The organism is Corallococcus sp. AB018, assembly GCF_003986945.1.
Classification (GTDB): Bacteria; Myxococcota; Myxococcia; order Myxococcales; family Myxococcaceae; genus Corallococcus; species Corallococcus exiguus.
The window spans coordinates 1-15,694 of sequence record NZ_RAWR01000067.1 but is presented as its reverse complement, the minus strand read 5'-3'; the positions used below and the strand labels follow the sequence as shown (position 1 = coordinate 15,694).

General features: G+C 69.5%; 14 protein-coding genes. 11 read left to right on the top strand and 3 right to left on the bottom strand.

Features of this window, described 5'->3' with window-relative positions; genetic code table 11:
* Window positions 1-148 precede the first annotated feature (148 nt).
* The 5 genes from D7Y11_RS16130 (at window position 149) to D7Y11_RS16110 (ending at window position 4,021) form a co-directional block, all read left to right on the top strand.
* Window positions 149-1,336, top strand: coding sequence for a TIGR02269 family lipoprotein (locus D7Y11_RS16130; RefSeq protein WP_233607302.1), 1,188 nt, complete (start codon window positions 149-151; stop codon window positions 1,334-1,336).
* Window positions 1,333-1,695 carry a hypothetical protein gene (locus D7Y11_RS16125; protein WP_121753190.1) on the top strand — a complete coding sequence of 121 codons (363 nt, stop codon included), beginning with the start codon at window positions 1,333-1,335 and terminating at the stop codon, window positions 1,693-1,695. The genes D7Y11_RS16130 and D7Y11_RS16125 overlap by 4 nt, the downstream gene beginning before the upstream one ends.
* Before the next feature lie 409 nt (window positions 1,696-2,104).
* On the top strand, window positions 2,105-3,289 hold the full coding sequence (locus D7Y11_RS16120; protein ID WP_233607301.1) for a TIGR02269 family lipoprotein: 1,185 nt from the start codon (window positions 2,105-2,107) through the stop codon (window positions 3,287-3,289).
* On the top strand, window positions 3,286-3,648 hold the full coding sequence (locus D7Y11_RS16115) for a DUF2019 domain-containing protein (protein WP_120581761.1): 363 nt from the start codon (window positions 3,286-3,288) through the stop codon (window positions 3,646-3,648). Before D7Y11_RS16120 ends, D7Y11_RS16115 begins: the two co-directional genes overlap by 4 nt.
* Before the next feature lie 10 nt (window positions 3,649-3,658).
* Window positions 3,659-4,021, top strand: coding sequence for a hypothetical protein (locus D7Y11_RS16110; protein ID WP_121753188.1), 363 nt, complete (start codon window positions 3,659-3,661; stop codon window positions 4,019-4,021).
* Here D7Y11_RS16110 and D7Y11_RS16105 read toward each other — a convergent pair whose 3' ends face one another.
* Genes D7Y11_RS16105 through D7Y11_RS16095 form a run of 3 tightly spaced genes read right to left on the bottom strand, consistent with a single transcriptional unit; the run spans window position 4,022 to window position 6,964 of the window.
* Entirely contained in the window at window positions 4,022-4,795 is a 774-nt protein-coding gene (locus D7Y11_RS16105; protein WP_120580756.1) for a hypothetical protein, read from the bottom strand.
* Window positions 4,792-5,772, bottom strand: a complete 981-nt coding sequence (locus D7Y11_RS16100; RefSeq protein ID WP_126934134.1) for an RNA ligase family protein — start codon at window positions 5,770-5,772, stop codon at window positions 4,792-4,794. The genes D7Y11_RS16105 and D7Y11_RS16100 overlap by 4 nt, the downstream gene beginning before the upstream one ends.
* A 4-nt stretch (window positions 5,773-5,776) precedes the next feature.
* A complete protein-coding gene (locus tag D7Y11_RS16095) occupies window positions 5,777-6,964 on the bottom strand; it encodes a DUF4388 domain-containing protein (protein ID WP_126934133.1) in 1,188 nt (395 codons plus the stop codon).
* Between the two features lie 244 nt (window positions 6,965-7,208).
* Here D7Y11_RS16095 and trpS point away from each other — a divergent pair, with 244 nt between their 5' ends.
* From trpS to D7Y11_RS16065, 6 genes are all read left to right on the top strand, one after another.
* Window positions 7,209-8,222 carry a tryptophan--tRNA ligase gene (trpS, locus tag D7Y11_RS16090; RefSeq protein ID WP_126934132.1) on the top strand — a complete coding sequence of 338 codons (1,014 nt, stop codon included), beginning with the start codon at window positions 7,209-7,211 and terminating at the stop codon, window positions 8,220-8,222.
* A 138-nt stretch (window positions 8,223-8,360) separates the two neighbouring features.
* Window positions 8,361-9,236, top strand: coding sequence for a ScpA family protein (locus D7Y11_RS16085; RefSeq protein ID WP_120580752.1), 876 nt, complete (start codon window positions 8,361-8,363; stop codon window positions 9,234-9,236).
* Window positions 9,223-10,224 (top strand): SMC-Scp complex subunit ScpB, encoded by a 1,002-nt coding sequence (gene scpB / locus D7Y11_RS16080; RefSeq protein WP_120580751.1) that lies wholly within the window; start codon window positions 9,223-9,225, stop codon window positions 10,222-10,224. Before D7Y11_RS16085 ends, scpB begins: the two co-directional genes overlap by 14 nt.
* Before the next feature lie 27 nt (window positions 10,225-10,251).
* Window positions 10,252-12,852, top strand: coding sequence for a pseudouridine synthase (locus D7Y11_RS16075; RefSeq protein ID WP_126934131.1), 2,601 nt, complete (start codon window positions 10,252-10,254; stop codon window positions 12,850-12,852).
* A 97-nt stretch (window positions 12,853-12,949) separates the two neighbouring features.
* Window positions 12,950-15,067 (top strand): HEAT repeat domain-containing protein, encoded by a 2,118-nt coding sequence (locus D7Y11_RS45340; protein WP_121753186.1) that lies wholly within the window; start codon window positions 12,950-12,952, stop codon window positions 15,065-15,067.
* A partial coding sequence (locus D7Y11_RS16065) for a tetratricopeptide repeat protein (RefSeq protein WP_368773798.1) occupies window positions 15,068-15,694 on the top strand: 627 nt, incomplete at its 3' end.

Here is a 15,694-nt window from a genome sequence, read left to right as displayed (position 1 = left end):
CGCTCCCTTCTTCAAATACCCACCGGGCTTCCCCTCGGGTCGAGCCACACGCTAGGGAGTGGACCCGGAGGGGTCCATGGCCTTTCGAGTCCAGATCGCTGTCCTGATCCTCGCCTTGCTCAGTGCGTGTGCCACCCCAAGGGGCAGGGTGCGGCTGGATACCGGCGAAGGTGCACCCATCGAGTACAGCCCGCCTTCTCCCATCCAGGCCGTGACCGTGGGGCAGGGTGCCTTCGAGAAGGCGCTGACCGAGCTGGTTCTGGTGACACCCCTGCACCTCCGGGCTTCGCGGTCAGTGGAATGGGTCCGCGCGTCCTTCTCCCGAGGGCCGCAGGCGTCGGACCGTGCCTTCGGGGGCTACTGCGAGCCGGGACTTCGTAGGGGCGACTGCATCTCGCTGCTCGAAGACGTGATGGGGCTGAGCGACTGGGACAAGTTCGGCGTGGCGCTCGCGCTGTCCCTGGACCCACTCAAGGAGAGCATCTCCAGGGCCGTTGAGGAGACCCTGGCGCCCCAGCTCTTCTACTCGATGATTGCCACCGGACTCGTGACCTGGGCGGCGCTGGCCGCGAATCCCGAACCGGCCTTCACCAAGGCCGCCGCGGTCATCTCGGCGCTGCTGCTGATCTACCTGGGCGCGGAGACGTTCCTGGAACTGATTGAAGCAAGCCAGGACCTGAAGCTCGCGACGGACGGGGCCACCACCTGGAAGGAACTGGATGCATCCGGCCAGCGCTTCGCGGCCCGGGTAGGGCCATCCATCGCGCGAGTCCTGGTCCTCGCGGTCACGGTCGCTGTGAGCCATGGCATGACCGGTGGCGCGTCGTTGCTGGCGGCCCGGGTTGCGCCGCTGCCGAACTTCCCGGGAGGCGCGGCAGGGGCCTCACGTGTTGGCGTCAACGTCGCGAGCCTTGATCAGGTGAGGGCGGTGTCCGTCTCGGGCGGCGTCATCACGCTCGCTCTGCCGTCCACGGCCGTCGCCATGGCGGCGAAGCCTCCGGCCAGCACCACGCCAGGCGGGGCGCGTTCCTGGAACTCCTTCAGCGGCCTCAAGCGGGCCCGAGGACCCGCAGGGCCAGGAAAGCAGTGGCACCACATCGTCGAGCAGACGGACGGCAACGTGCGGCGGTTCGGCCCCCAGTCCCTGCACAACACCGATAACGTGATCGCCCTCGACGAATCCGTCCACCAACAAATCAGCAGGTACTATTCATCGAAGGATCCCTTCACCACGGGAGTACAAACGACTGTGCGGCAATGGTTGAGCGGTCAATCCTTCCAGGCCCAACGGGACTTCGGGATGATGATCCTCATGCGCTATGGCGTCGCCCCATGAGTGCCCGCAAATTTCAGAAGGCCAGCATCGAAGAACTCGTCCAGTGGTACGCGGAGGGGTCGGTCGCATACGGGAAGGCCCTGGAGGCCGCCGACTCGCGGGCAGCAAACCGCGCCAACGACAAGCTCGTGGGAGCCTACCAGGAGCTCCGGAGCCGTGGTGCGACGTCCCAGCTCATCCCGCTGCTCAAGAGCGAGGACGAAACCCTCCGGATGCACGTCGCGGCCCATGTCCTGGAATTCGCCCCCGAGCTTGGCGAGCCGACTTTGCTCTGGCTCGCCAAGCGTCCCGGGCTCCTCGGGTTCCGTGCAGAGTACGTCCTCAAGGCCTGGCGCGAGGGCACGCTCAAGTTCCCCTGAGTGCGTCCCGGATTTTCAGCTTCCGCCCTGGGAGGTGCGGAGGTGGAGCGGCCGGGTGGACGCGGCGACCCGCATCGCGAGCATGCTTCTGCGTGCCGTGAGCAGGGTGGCGACAAAGACAGGGAAGGGTGCCGTCCGTTCGAGCACCTCCACGAGGGTGATCCGCTCACGGGCTGATTGCTCCAACCGCGCCTTCGCTGTGGGATCTCATGACGCGTACCCATGGCCTGCGGTTTAGGAAACCGCAGGCTCCGCCTTCGGACCTGGCGCTCGGATCCCGCCCAGGCTCTTCCCCTCGGGTCGAGCCACACGCTAGGGAGTGGACCCGGAGGGGTCCATGGCCTTTCGAGTCCAGCTCGCTGTCCTGATCCTCGCCTTGCTCAGTGCGTGTGCTGCCTCAAGGGGCAGGGTGAGGCTGGATACCGGCGAGGGCGCCCCCATCGAGTACAGCCCGCCTTCTCCCGTCCGGGCCGTGACAGTGGGGGAGGAGGCCTTTGAAGAGGCGCTGACCGAGCTGGTTCTGGTGACACCCCTGCGCCTCCGGGCTTCACGGCCGGGGGAATGGGTCCGCGCGTCCTACTCCCGAGGGTCGCAGGTGTCGGACCGTGCCTTCGGGGGCTTCTGCGAGCCGGGGCTTCGTAGGGGCGACTGCATCTCGTTGCTCGAAGACGTGATGGGGCTGAGTGACTGGGACAAGTTCGGCGTGGCGCTGGCGCTGTCACTCGACCCACTCAAGGAGAGCATCTCCAGGGCCGTGGAGGACACCCTGGCGCCCCAGCTCTTCTACTCGATGATTGCCACCGGACTCGTGACCTGGGCGGCGCTGGCCGCCAATCCTGAGCCTGCCTTCACAAAGGCGGCCGCGGTCATCTCGGCCCTGCTCCTGGTCTACCTGGGCGCGGAGACGTTCCTGGAGCTGATTGAGGCGAGCCAGGACCTGAAGCTCGCGACGGACGGGGCCACCACCTGGAAGGAACTGGATGCATCCGGCCAGCGCTTCGCCACCCGGGTCGGTCCATCTATCGCGCGAGTCCTGGTCCTCGCGGTCACGGTCGCGGTGAGCCATGGCCTGACCGGCGGCGCGTCGTTGCTGGCGGCCCGGCTTGCGACGCTGCCGAACTTCCCGGGAGGCGCGGCGGTGGCCTCACGCGTTGGCGTCAACGTCGCGGGCCTTGAGCAGGTGAGGGCCGTGTCCGTCTCGGGCGGCGTCATCACGCTCTCGCTTCCGTCCACGGTGGTTGCCATGGCGGCGAAGCCTCCGGTCAGCACCACGCCAAGCGGGGCGCGTTCCTGGAACTCATTCAGCAGCCTCAAGCGGGCCCGAGGACCCGCAGGGCCAGGAAAGCAGTGGCACCACATCGTCGAGCAGACGGACGGCAACGTGCGGCGGTTCGGCCCCCAGTCCCTGCACAACACCGATAACGTGATCGCGATCGACGAAGCCGTCCACCAGCGGATCAGCGCGTACTATTCATCGAAGGAAGTCGCTCTTACGGGAGTGCAGACGATTCGGCAATGGTTGAGCGGCCAGTCCTTCCAGGCTCAACGAGACTTCGGCATGAAGACCCTCATTCGCTTTGGAGCTGTCCCTTGAGTACCCGCAAGTTCCAGAAGGCCAGCAACGAAGAGCTCGTCCAGTGGTACGCGGAGGGGTCGGTCGCATACGGGAAGGCCCTGGAGGCTGCGGACTCGCGGTCAGCCAATCGCGCCGCCGACAAGATCTCTGGAGCATACAGAGAGCTTCGGAGCCGTGATGCGACGTCCCAGCTCCTTCCCCTTCTCCAGAACGAGAACGAAACTGTCCGAACCAACGTTGCGGCCCATGCCCTGGAGTTCGCTCCTGAGTTCGGCGAACCCGTACTGCTCTGGGTCTCTAAGCGTCCGGGGCGCAATGGGCTCGCTGCGGAATACGCACTCAAAGCCTGGCGCGAGGGCACGCTCAACTTCCCCTGATCGTCAGCCCATGAGTGCCCGCAAGTTCCAGAAGGCCAGCATCGAGGAACTCGTCCATTGGTACGCGGAGGGCTCCATCGCCTACGAACAAGCGCTGGAGGCTGCGGACTCGCGGTCCGCCAATCGCGCCCAGGACAAGGTAACGGGGGCGTATCGCGAGCTTCGAAACCGGGCAGCCACCTCGTTGCTCCTTCCCTTGTTGCAAAGCAAGGACGAGATCATCCGGTCCTTCGTCGCGACACATGCCCTGGAGTTCGCACCCGAGTATGGCGAGCCCGTCCTTCTTTGGCTCGCGGCTCGGCCGGGGCCCAACAGGACCCCTGCAAAGTACGCGCTCAAGGCCTGGCGCGAAGGCACGCTCGAGTTCCCCTGATCAGGTTCCGGCCGCGTGGGGAACGGGCTCCTGGTCCGCATCCAGGAAGACCTGCCGTGCGGCGTCCACCGTGTTGCGCAGATACTGAAGGTAGCTGGCCGAGCCCCCGATGCTGGCACCCGGATCCTGGCGCTGGAGTTCCTCGAAGAAGCGCTCTCCATACCGGTCCAGTGTGAGCCGGAGGACCGCGAGCCGGAGCACCGCGGCCGTCTCACTGGAGTCCCGCGAAAGCAAAGCCAGCGCCTGGATGTGGTGGCGCACGTCCAGGTGTCCCGCGAGGGAGACCGCAGCCACCCACTCGTTCGCGCACTGCTCCGGATTTTCTTCCGCGACGAGCGGCGCGTAGTGCGTCCACGCGTCTCCACAGAGTGGATCCAACTGGAGGGCTTCGCGAAGGCCCGCCTTTCGTGCCTCGGGCTCGGAGAGCCGTGAGGCCTCGGCGGCGCGCATGGAGGCCCGCCGCACTTGACGGTGTCCCTCGCCAAAGTCCTGCTGGAGCAGGGGCGTGATGTAGTGGCGCAACACGCGGGCCGCGTCCAACCGGCTGTTTCCGTCAAACCACTGCGCATAGAGTCGCGACGCCGTGTCGAAACTTCGCAGCGCGAAGTGCGCGTCCGCGAGCAGCGCCGTGGCGAGCGGATCATTACCTCGCTCCACGAGCTGCTCGGCACATGCCCGGGCCTGCCGACGACAGCCACGCGCGAGCAGGGCGCGTACCTGGTCGTGCGGCTTGAGGCCCGATGCGAGCGGGGACGTTCGTTGGCGGAGCGTCATTCGGACTTCAACGCGACATCCACGGCCTCCCGGATGAGCGGCCGGGCAAGTTCACGAACATGGGCGGACAGCCGCTCCTCGCTCGCCGGATCCAGGGCCTGACACGCGGTCGGGAAGGCCAGCTCCAGGTCCACCCGGACATCCAGCTCCACCTCGCTCAACACGGCCTCGGCATCGTCACGCCCGCACTTCGATAGGGCACTGGAGATCCGCGCGGGATTCACCAGCCGTGAGGACCAATCCAGAAGCTCGGTGATGGACAACCGCTGGTGGGCATCCCAGGCCGTGCTCTCGTCGAAGCGGGCCTCGTTGAACTCCTCGATCTTCCGCTTGAAGGCGACGCGCTGCCCTGGTGCCACGGGCTGCTCACTCTTGATGACGAGCCCCTCCGCATGGTTGTCGGCCAACGGCGGCAGGCCCAGCATCGACGGGAGCCGCGTCAGCGCTCGCGTGGGCGCGGCTTCCATCTGCGCCCGGGTTCCTCGCGCCACGAGGGGAGGGACGAGCACCCCGGCGGCCCTCGCGGCCCTCTCCACGTCGCGATGCGAGAGCATCACGCCTTCGTCCTCGTCCGACCGGGCCACGAGGATATCGAACAGCACCCAGTGAAGGCCCGGCGCGTACCAGATGCCCGTCTGGACCGGCATCATTCCAGGCACGGCCGGGACCTCCGGGTGGGGATAGCGGCCTCCCAGCAGCTCTCCGTACAGGTAGACGCGCGCGTCAGTGAGCCCCAGCGTCCGGACCGCCTCCAGCGCCGCGTTGCTCAAGGACAGGCGCAACAGCTGCCATCCAAAGAAGGAATCCCCCTCCTCGAGCCAGGCCTTGCGCTTGCCAAAGTGCACCGCCCCGTCCTGCACGCCCAGGACGAGCTGCGCGCCATGGAGCTTCTCCAGTGCCACCCAGCTCCCGGAAGGACTGGCCTGCCCCCGTGCATCACCCGCGGAGGACATCTTCAGGAACGGTCGGAAGCGCATGGCCTCAGTTTCCGCCCAGGTCCCCCAGATTCAAACCGTAGGGATCCGTCGTCGTCCGCCTCGGTGCCGGCTCCGGCGTACCAGGCGCCACCGGGGCCACGCGGATCAATCCCGCGGCCCTCAGCCGCTCCACGGACCGTGACGCGGCCAGCTCGCCCATCGCCGCCGTGCGCAGCGCCTGACGGATGCTCCGGCTGCCCCTCAGCTTGGAATAGAGATACAGGTCGTCCGCCGTCAGATCCGCCGGGGCAGGGCGGGGAATGGGCTCGAACACCAGCCTCCCGTCCAACGCGAACAGCGCGTCACTCAACGCCAGCGTCAGCCCCACCTCCGCCTCGCGGTACAGCGCGTGCGCCTCCGGCACCGGCCCCCGCTCCAGCACCTGTGCCGCCAACGCCACCGCCAGGTCGTACTTGCGCGACGACAGGAACGCGCGCACCAGCGCCAGCAGCTCCGTGAACTCCGTGGACTCGCCCACCGTGAGGCCCGTCGCTCGGTGCGGCGCCAGCGCTCCCCGCCGGTACAGGTGCAGCACCCAGCGCGCCGCGAACAACGGGGCCTCCCTCGCGCTCGCCAGCAGTTCGCCCAACGTCGCGCCTCCGGCCGCCAGATCCAGGAGCACGTCCTCCTCCTCGGAGAACGTCTCCACCGCGAACTCGCGGAACACCCGGAACGTGGTGTCCAGGCGCGGGAAGATGTCCCGGAACTGCGCCCACTCCTGCACCCTCGCCACCGCGTCCCGGTGCAGCGTGCTCAATGGCAGCCGCAGGCCCACCGCCCGCCCGGACAGGGGCAGCCCCGGCGTGAACTCCACCTCGCCCGACTCCCAGGCGTAGCAGTCGAACAGCGCCTCGCGCGCCTTGTGCTCCATGGCCTCCGTCAGCTGCGACAGCTCCACGAAGCAGCGCTGCACCAGGAACGTGCCGTAGGGCAGGTTCGCGCCTTCCGCTGCCTCGAACGCCGCCGCCGCCCGGGGCGCGTCCAGGATGCGCAGGTTCACCAGCACCTGCGCCAGGTGCTCCCTCGGATCCGTGGAGGCCACCCCCACCAGGTGACCGTCCCGCAGGTAGAACTCCCGGCGCACCGCGCCCCGCTCCACCCGCAGCGTTCCCTCCACTCCAGGCGTCGCGAACAGCGGGGGCAACACCAACTGGAGCCGGTAGCTGGCCAGGTTTCCTGTGAACGCTTCCATCCGTGGGCGCCCTCCAAGGCACGTCGCATGCTGCGCCGGCCGCCAGGGTACCTGGGAGACTTGAGCCCTCTCAACCCCCTGAAACTGCTGGTCTTTTCCTGCCTGGACGAAATGTTCCAGAAATGCCGGGCGCGCGAGTGTCAGGCATTGGAAGGGCTCACCTGTCCCAACGGAAGGTTGCAGCATGACGGCGGGTGTGCGAACGAGCCGTGTCCTCCACCCGTCATTGGGAGCACGAATCGCGATGCGGATTCTCTCAGGCGTCCAGTCGTCCGGAAAGCTGCACATCGGCAACTATTACGGGGCGATGCGGCAGTTCGTGCAGCTCCAGGACCAGGGCGAGGCCTACTACTTCATCGCCAACTACCACGCGCTCACCACCGTCCGGGACCCGAAGCTCGCGCTGGAGCTGACGCGCGACGCGGCGCTCACGTACCTGTCGCTGGGCCTGGATCCGAAGAAGGCCATCCTCTTCCGCCAGAGCGACGTGAAGGAGGTCCTGGAGCTCAACTGGATCCTCGGCACCGTGGTGCCCCAGGCCCACCTGGAGCGCGCCCACAGCTACAAGGACAAGGTCGCCCGCGGCATCAGCGCGGACTTCGGCCTCTACGCGTACCCCGTCCTCATGTCCGCGGACATCCTGCTCTACAGCGCGGATCAGGTGCCGGTGGGCAAGGATCAGATCCAACACATCGAGTTCGCACGCGACTGGGCCGTGAAGTTCAACACCCAGTACGTCCCCGGCTACGACCCGGCGGATCCGGAAGGGAAGGAGCGGGGCCACGCGCCCGGCATCCTCAAGCTTCCTGCCGCCTTCGTGCAGGAGAACGCCGCCACCGTGCCCGGCATCGATGGACAGAAGATGTCCAAGTCCTACGGCAACACGCTGGAGCTGTTCGGCGAGGAGAAGGACATCAAGAAGCGCATCATGTCCATCAAGACGGACTCCACGCCCGTGGACGCGCCCAAGCCCACCGTGGACGCGCCGCTGTATGACCTCCTCAAGCTGATGCTCCCGCCCGGCGAGTTCTCCGACGTGGACGCGTCCTGGAAGGCCGGCGGCAAGGGCTACGGCGACTTCAAGAAGAAGCTCCTGGAGGCCTTCCACGTCACCTTCGGCCCCGCCCGCCAGCGCCGGCAGGAGCTGCTCAACGACCCCGGGGAACTGGAGCGCATCCTCGCGGACGGCGCCAACCGCGCCCGGGCGGAAGCCACCCGCCTGATGGACCAGGTGAGGCGGGCAGTGGGAATCCCCTGAACGCCCGTTCCTGTTCAAATGTTTGACCCCCCTGGGAGGCATTGCTAAGGAGGTCTGTCCCCCCGGCGCGCGTAAAGGCCGGAAATTCGGACCCTTACGCATGACGAAGTTCCCATCCCCCCAGAAGGACGCCGGCCGGTGAGCGAAGGTCGCAAGCCCCCACCGCCGGACGACCTCCCGCCGGACCCCGACGGGGAGGGATTGCCGCGCACGCCCGGAGACGCCTTCCGGGTGGCTCTGCCCAACTTCGAAGGTCCCCTGGACCTGCTGCTCCATCTCATCAAGGAGCACCGGGTTGACATCTTCGACATCCCGCTGGCGCTGATCACCGGCAAGTACCTCGAGTACCTGGAGCGGATGCGGGAGCTGAACCTGGACATCGCCGGGGAGTTCCTGGTGATGGCCTCCACGCTCGCCCACCTCAAGAGCCGCATGCTCCTGCCCCGGCAGGACGCGGCCCAGGTGCCGGAAGGGGCGGACGCGCTCGCGGCGGTGGAGGAGGCGCAGGACCCTCGCGCGGAGCTGGTGCGCCGGCTGTTGGAGTACCAGAAGTACAAGGACGCCGCGGAGCACCTGGCCAAGCAGGACATCCTGGACCGGGACGTGTTCGCCCGGAAGGTGCCCGTGGAGGCGGTCCCCATCCCCGAGGACGAGGTGGGGCTCCAGGAGATCTCCGTCCTGAAGCTGGTGGAGGCGCTCGACCGGGTGCTCGAGCGGCTGACGCCCAAGGTGCAGCACGAGGTGGTGCTGGAGCGCGTCAGCCTGTCCGAGGCCATCCTCCGGTTGGCGGAGCGCGTGAAGAAGGACGGGCAGGTGGTGTTCGAGGCGCTGTTCACGGAGGCGGCCACGCGCCAGGAGGTGGTCATCACCTTCATCGCCATGCTGGAGATGGTGAAGCGCCGCCTCATCAAGGTCTTCCAGGAGGAGCCCCTGGGCCCCATCCAGGTGACGCCCAACGGGGACGCGCTGGAAAAGCTCATCCCCACGGAGGTCGACGAGAGTGACTACCGGTAACGGTCCCGACGACGGTGACGAGACGCCCGCCCCCGGCACGCCCGGCGGCCCCGGACAGTTCTCCGAGGAGGAGATCGCCGCGGTCACCGGCCCTGGCCCGGACGACGCGGAGCTGGACGGGGTGGAGGCGGCCGCCATCGAGGAGGACTCGGACGACACCGAGAACGTCCCGGACCTCCAGTCCTCCTTCGAGAAGCTGCTCGCCAAGAGCCGCAACCTCTCACCGGACCGCATCCGCACGGTGCTGGAGAGCGTGCTCTTCGTCGCCGAGCGCCCCCTGTCCGTGGACGAGCTCTACCAGGCCACCGGCATCCCGAGGGATCCCATCCTCCAGGCGCTGGATCAGCTCTCCGGCATCCACCGCGAGGGCATCAGCGGCGTCGTCCTCTACGAGGTGGCGGGCGGGTGGCAGTTCCGCACGGACCCCCACTCCGCGGAGTACGTCCGGCGCTACCTCCGGGTGAAACCGCAGCGGCTCACCCGCGCGGCGGTGGAGACGCTGGCCATCATCGCGTACCGCCAGCCCGTCACCCGGCCGGAGCTGGAGGACATCCGCGGCGTGGACTGCGGCGCGGTGCTCAAGGCGCTGATGGACCGCAAGCTGGTGAAAATCCTGGGCAAGCGGGAAGAAGTCGGCCGCCCCATTCTTTATGGAACCACGCGCGAGTTCCTGGAGTTCTTCGCGCTGAAGGACCTCTCCGCGCTGCCCACGCTCCGGGAATTCCATGAGTTGACCCAGGAGCACCGGGAAATCGTGGAGAAGGAGGCGGCTCCGCCGGTACCGGTGGCGTCGGGGACGGTGGCGGCGCTGTCGGACCCGGGGTTCACGAAGCGGATGGAGAAGAACGAGGCGGCCAGCGAGGCAGCCTTGGAGGAGCTGGAGGAGGCCATGGCGGCCGCGGAGCGGAGCCAGAAGGTCAGCGCCAGCATCCTGGAAAGCCCCCCTTCGCCCGAGAAGGGTGATAGCGAGGGCCCCAAGCCCGAGTGATGGGCGGCAACTGGAAGAAGGCACGGAATGGCGGCGGAACGTTTGCAGAAGTACCTGGCTCGCGCGGGAGTTGCTTCGCGCCGGCACGCGGAAGAACTCATCACCTCCGGTCGCGTCGGAGTGAACAACGAGACGGTGACGGAGCTGGGCAGCCGGGTGGAGCCCGGAGTGGACCTGGTGACCGTGGATGGGAAGCTCGTCACGCCGCCGGAAGAGTCGTCCTACTACCTGCTGTACAAGCCCGTGGGCGTCGTGACGACGCTGTCGGATCCGCAGGGCCGGCCCACGGTGGCCAGCTATGTGGAGGAGACGGGCCGCCGCCTGTTCCCCGTGGGACGTCTGGACTACGACGCCGAAGGGGCGCTGCTCTTCACGGATGACGGCGCGCTGGCGCACAAGCTCACGCACCCGAGCTTCCAGGTGCCGCGCACGTACCTGGCGAAGGTGAAGGGCGTGCCGGACTTCCCCACGCTGGAGAAGCTGCGCGGTGGCGTGCGGCTGGAAGACGGCATGGCCACGCCGGTGTCCGTGGACATCTTCGAGAAGGCCGAGCGCAACACCTGGCTGAAGATCGTCGTGGCGGAAGGTCGTCCGCACCTCATCAAGCGCCTGTGCGCGGCGGTGGGGCACCCGGTGGTGCGCCTGTTCCGTCCGAACTACGCGGGCGTGGGCGTGGAAGGGCTGCGCCCTGGCGAGCTGCGGCCGCTGAAGGTCGCGGAAGTGCTGCAGCTCACGGAGGTGGCGGAAGGCCGTGCGCAGCCGGCGTCCTCGGACCTGAAGCTGCCGCCGCGCCGTCACGGGCGTTCGGCGCCGGGCTTCGGCGGGGCGGAGGACGACGACATCGAGCTGTCGATGGACGACGACGCACCGGCCGCGCCGCGCAAGACGGAGCGTGCGGCGAAGAAGGCTCCGACGGGGCCCAAGACTCGCGAGGCGCGTCCGGAGCGCAAGGAGTGGAAGGGCGTGCAGGACGGAGGCACGCGTCCGCCGAAGTTCGCGAAGCGCGGGGCGACGCTGGAGACGGACAACGACGCGGATCTGGATGACGTGCCGACGTTCGACGACGACGGTGACGAGGCGGAGTCGGACGTCGCCGAGGGAGCCACCTACGGCAAGGCCGCGCGAGGCGCGGGCCGTACCGGCAAGCCCGAGGGTGAGCGTGCCCCCCGTGGCGCCGCGCGGTTCGGCAAGCCGGCCGGTGCGGGTCGTTCCGAGGGTGATGCGCCGCGCGGTGGTAGCCGGTTCGGCAAGCCGGCGCGCGGTGGTGACGAGGGCGGTGCTCCGCGCGGTCGCAGCTTCGGCAAGCCGGCCGGTGCGGGCCGTGGCAGTGATGAGGGCGGTGCTCCGCGCGGTCGCAGCTTCGGCAAGCCCGCCGGTGCGGGCCGTTCCGAGGGCGGTGCCCCTCGCGGTCGCAGCTTCGGTGACGAGGGTGGAGCTCCTCGCGGTCGCAGCTTCGGCAAGCCCGCGGGTCGCTTCGGTGACGAGGGCGGCGCGCCTCGCGGTCGCAGCTTCGGCAAGCCCGCCGGTGCGGGTCGTGGCGGTGACGAAGCTCCTCGCGGTCGCAGCTTCGGCAAGCCCGCGGGCCGCTTCGGTGACGAGGGTGGTGCTCCTCGTGGCCGCAGCTTCGGCAAGCCTGCTGGCCGTTTCGGTGACGAGGGTGGAGCTCCTCGCGGTCGCAGCTTCGGCAAGCCCGCGGGCCGCTTCGGTGACGAGGGTGGTGCTCCTCGTGGCCGCAGCTTCGGCAAGCCTGCTGGCCGTTTCGGTGACGAGGGCGGCGCGCCTCGCGGCCGCAGCTTCGGCAAGCCGGCCGGTGCGGGTCGGGGTGGTGACGAAGCTCCTCGTGGTCGCAGCTTCGGCAAGCCCGCCGGCCGCTTCGGTGCAGAGGGCGGCGCTCCTCGTGGTCGCAGCTTCGGCAAGCCTGCCGGTGCGGGTCGTTCCGAGGGCGGTGCCCCTCGCGGTCGTAGCTTCGGTGACGAGGGCGGCGCTCCTCGTGGCCGCAGCTTCGGCAAGCCCGCCGGCCGCTTCGGTGCAGAGGGCGGTGCTCCTCGCGGCCGCAGCTTCGGCAAGCCTGCCGGTGCGGGCCGTGGCGGTGACGAGCGCGCCCCGCGGGGTCGCTCCTTCGGAGACGAGGGCGGCGCTCCTCGTGGCCGCAGCTTCGGCAAGCCGGCCGGTGGTGGCCGTTTCGGTCGTGAAGAGGGCGGCGCTCCTCGTGGCCGCAGCTTCGGCAAGCCCGCCGGTGCGGGTCGTTTCGGTCGTGAAGAGGGCGGCGCTCCTCGTGGCCGCAGCTTCGGCAAGCCCGCCGGTGCGGGTCGTTCCGAGGGCGGTGCTCCTCGTGGCCGCAGCTTCGGCAAGCCCGCCGGCCGCTTCGGCGCGGAGGGCGGTGCTCCTCGCGGTGGTGCCCGCTTCGGCAAGCCCGCCGGTGCAGGCGGTGCTGCTCGCGGAGACCGTCCCGAGCGTCGCGAGTGGAAGCCCCGGGGTGAAGACTCCGGCAGCCGGTCTCGCGGCGGCGGTGAGTCCTCGTCCAGCGGCACTGGCGAGCGCATCGTCCGCGCGGGCGTGAGGAAGGCCCCCCCGGGCGAGCGTGGAGGGGCAGGCCGTCCGCCCCCTCGTGGTGGCCGCTCCCGCTAGAACACCCCTCCTCCTGGGTCGCTCCGTCGGTGGGCGGCCCGGGAGGGCGTTGATATAACCGCCGCCTACCTCCAGCGTCCGCCGCTCCGGGAGAACGATGCGAATCCGCGTGCGACCCCTCTTCCTCGCCCTGACCCTCCTCGTCGGGTGCAACGGCAACCGGGATCAGCTCCTCGCGGAGATCCAGGACCCCCGTCCCGAAACCCGCGCTGCCGCCGTAAGGAAGCTGGCCGAGCAGAACAACGCGGACGACCTGGTCCTCTTCACCCGGGCCGCCAAGGACCTCTCCGCCTTCGTCCGCGGTGAAGCCGCCAGCGCGCTCGGGGAGAGCCAGGACCCGCGCGTCGTGGATCTGCTCGGAGAGCTCCTGGAGGATCCGGACGAGGCCGTGCAGGGCCAGGCCGCCCTGGCGCTCGCCAAGGTGAAGAACGACAAGGCCAAGGCGTACCTCACGCTCCAGTACGGACGGCGGGGTCGCGCCACGCGCCAGGTCATCGTCCAGGCCCTCAAGAGCACCAACGTCCCTGGCGCCATGGCCTCCGTCGTCGCCGCCGAATCCAAGGGCCTCTGGGACCGCAACCTCCTGGCCCTGACCGAAGGCGTGCTCCCGGAACGCGTGGGCGCCGCGGAGGAGCTGGGCAAGAGCGGCCGCCCGGAGGCGGTGAACCGGCTGCTCCCCATGGTGCGTGACAGCCAGGTCATCCTCGCCGCCGCCGCCGTGCGCGGGCTGGGTGACGCGGGCGACACCCGCGCGGTGGCCCCCATCGCGCTGCTCCTCGACGAGAGCTTCCCGGAGCTTCGTGAGTCCGCCATCAGCGCGCTGATGAAGCTTCAGGATCCCACGGCCGCGACGAAGCTCCAGGCGGTGGCGGTGGAGAAGAGCGCGGTGAGCCCGCTGGCCACCGACGCCATCCTGACCTTCCCGCGCACGCCCGCGACGGACGCCGCGCTGTGCGCCATCGCGCTCGACGGCGCCCGGGACGAAGCCCTCGACGCCGCCCGCGCCATGCGTTCGCGAGGCGGCTGCCCGGCGGACCCCATCGCGGACCGGCTGTCGCGCCCCGCCTCCGCGGCTTCAGGGCTCCAGGCGGTGACGGGCCTGGGCCCGGCGGCGCAGGCGCTGCTGCCCAAGGTGACGCCGTGGCTCAACCAGCCGGACGTCGGGCTGCGCACGCTCGCGGTGGAGGCGGTGACGCACGTGGGCGATGCCTCCGTGGTGCCCGTCATCCAGAAACTCTACGAGCAGGAGGTCGCCGGGCTCGCGGCGCTGCGCGCGGACTGGATCCCGCAGGCGCTGCCACGGAAGTACGCCGCGGACCTGGATCCGTCGGCCCCGCGTGCGGAGGTGGCGAAGGCGAAGGAAGACAACCGGTCGTCCAAGCACGCGCAGCTCTTCGAGCGGCTCCAGGCGCTCAACGCGGCCCGCGCCAAGGAGGCCGGGCGCGTGGTGGTGCCTCCGCGAGTCCCCTCGGAGCTGAGCGACGACGTGGAGCCCGCGAAGCTGCAGCCGCTGGCCACGCTGCTCACCGCGCTGGGTGCGCTCAAGGCGCCCGGAGCGCTGGAGATCCTCAAGGGCTACACGGACGACGCGAGCCCGGTGCTGCGCGCGGCGGCGCTGGTAGGACTCGCGTCCGTGGGGCCGGAAGGCATCGAGGTGACCCGCACGGCGCTGCTGGAGCCCGACCGCGAGCTGCAGAAGACGCTGGCGCTGGCGCTGGCGGAGCAGGGTGAGGCCGGGCAGCTCGCCCTGGTGGCGTCGCTGCCGAAGATGGGCAGCGAGAAGCTGGTGGTCCTGGATGCGCTGACGCGCGTGGGACCGCCGCCGGCGTCCGCGTCTGAGGCGTTGCAGGGCGTGGTGAAGGAGGGTGGGGCGGAGGCGGCGCTCGCGGCGCAGCTCCTGGGGCGGATGGGCGCGAAGGACGCGGTGCCCACGCTGCTCAAGGCGCTGGACGACTCCAACAGCGTGGCCCGGCGCGACGTGCTGCTGGCGCTGGGAGTCATGGGCGACGCGAAGTCCGCGGAGGTGGTGGGGCGGGACCTGTACCACGACCTGCCGGAGATCCGGGCCGCGGCGGCCACTGCGCTGCGCAAGATGAACACCGGCGCGCAGGCCGAGCCGCTGGACGCGCTGAAGGGCGACTACTTCCGCGAGGTCCGCGTCGCGGCGGGGGCCTCGATGACGAAGGAAGGCACGGCGGCTGGCGGGGCGCGGTGAATGGAGTCGCGCGCGCTCAAGGACAAGGCGACGGAGGCCTTCGGCAAGGGCCGCTTCGCCAAGGCCGCTGAGCTGTACGAGGACTACTGCCAGGCGGAGCCGAAGGATCACCAGAGCCGCTTGCGCATGGGGGATGCGTGGTCCAAGGCCGGTCAGCGTGACCGCGCCGTCTCCGCGTACCAGTCCGCGGCGGAGGGCTTCGCGAAGGAGGGCTTCCTCCCGCGCGCCATCGCCGCGAGCAAGCTGATCCTCGAACTGGATCCGTCCCACCAGGGCGTGCAGCAGATGCTCGCGGACCTGTACGCGCGAAGGGGCACGCCGGCCACCTCCAGGGCGAAGCCGAAGGACGCCGCGCCCCCATCCACCCCGGCGAGCCTCATCACCCCTCGAGAGGTTTCGCCCGAAACCACCAGCCCCAGGCCCGTGCCCCCGGAGCCGCTGGAGGCCGGCGGGGCCCCGGTGGACCTGTCGGATGCGCTCCCGCCCGAGCTGGCCCTGTCGAACGCGCCCGTCGCGGATGACACCGAGGTGGTCCTCTCCGTCGAAGTCGAGCTCGAGCCCACGCAGGACGAGCCCAAGGCACCCACGGTGACCGAGGCCGCCGCGCCGCCACCCGCCGTCCCCGCA

Coding starts and splice junctions, on each gene's coding strand:
- D7Y11_RS16100 (WP_126934134.1), bottom strand. CDS start 5,772: ATGCGCTTCCGACCGTTCCTGAAGATGTCCTCCGCGGGTGATGCACGG.
- D7Y11_RS45340 (WP_121753186.1), top strand. CDS start 12,950: ATGCGAATCCGCGTGCGACCCCTCTTCCTCGCCCTGACCCTCCTCGTC.
- D7Y11_RS16125 (WP_121753190.1), top strand. CDS start 1,333: ATGAGTGCCCGCAAATTTCAGAAGGCCAGCATCGAAGAACTCGTCCAG.
- trpS (WP_126934132.1), top strand. CDS start 7,209: ATGCGGATTCTCTCAGGCGTCCAGTCGTCCGGAAAGCTGCACATCGGC.
- D7Y11_RS16075 (WP_126934131.1), top strand. CDS start 10,252: ATGGCGGCGGAACGTTTGCAGAAGTACCTGGCTCGCGCGGGAGTTGCT.
- D7Y11_RS16110 (WP_121753188.1), top strand. CDS start 3,659: ATGAGTGCCCGCAAGTTCCAGAAGGCCAGCATCGAGGAACTCGTCCAT.
- D7Y11_RS16105 (WP_120580756.1), bottom strand. CDS start 4,795: ATGACGCTCCGCCAACGAACGTCCCCGCTCGCATCGGGCCTCAAGCCG.
- D7Y11_RS16095 (WP_126934133.1), bottom strand. CDS start 6,964: ATGGAAGCGTTCACAGGAAACCTGGCCAGCTACCGGCTCCAGTTGGTG.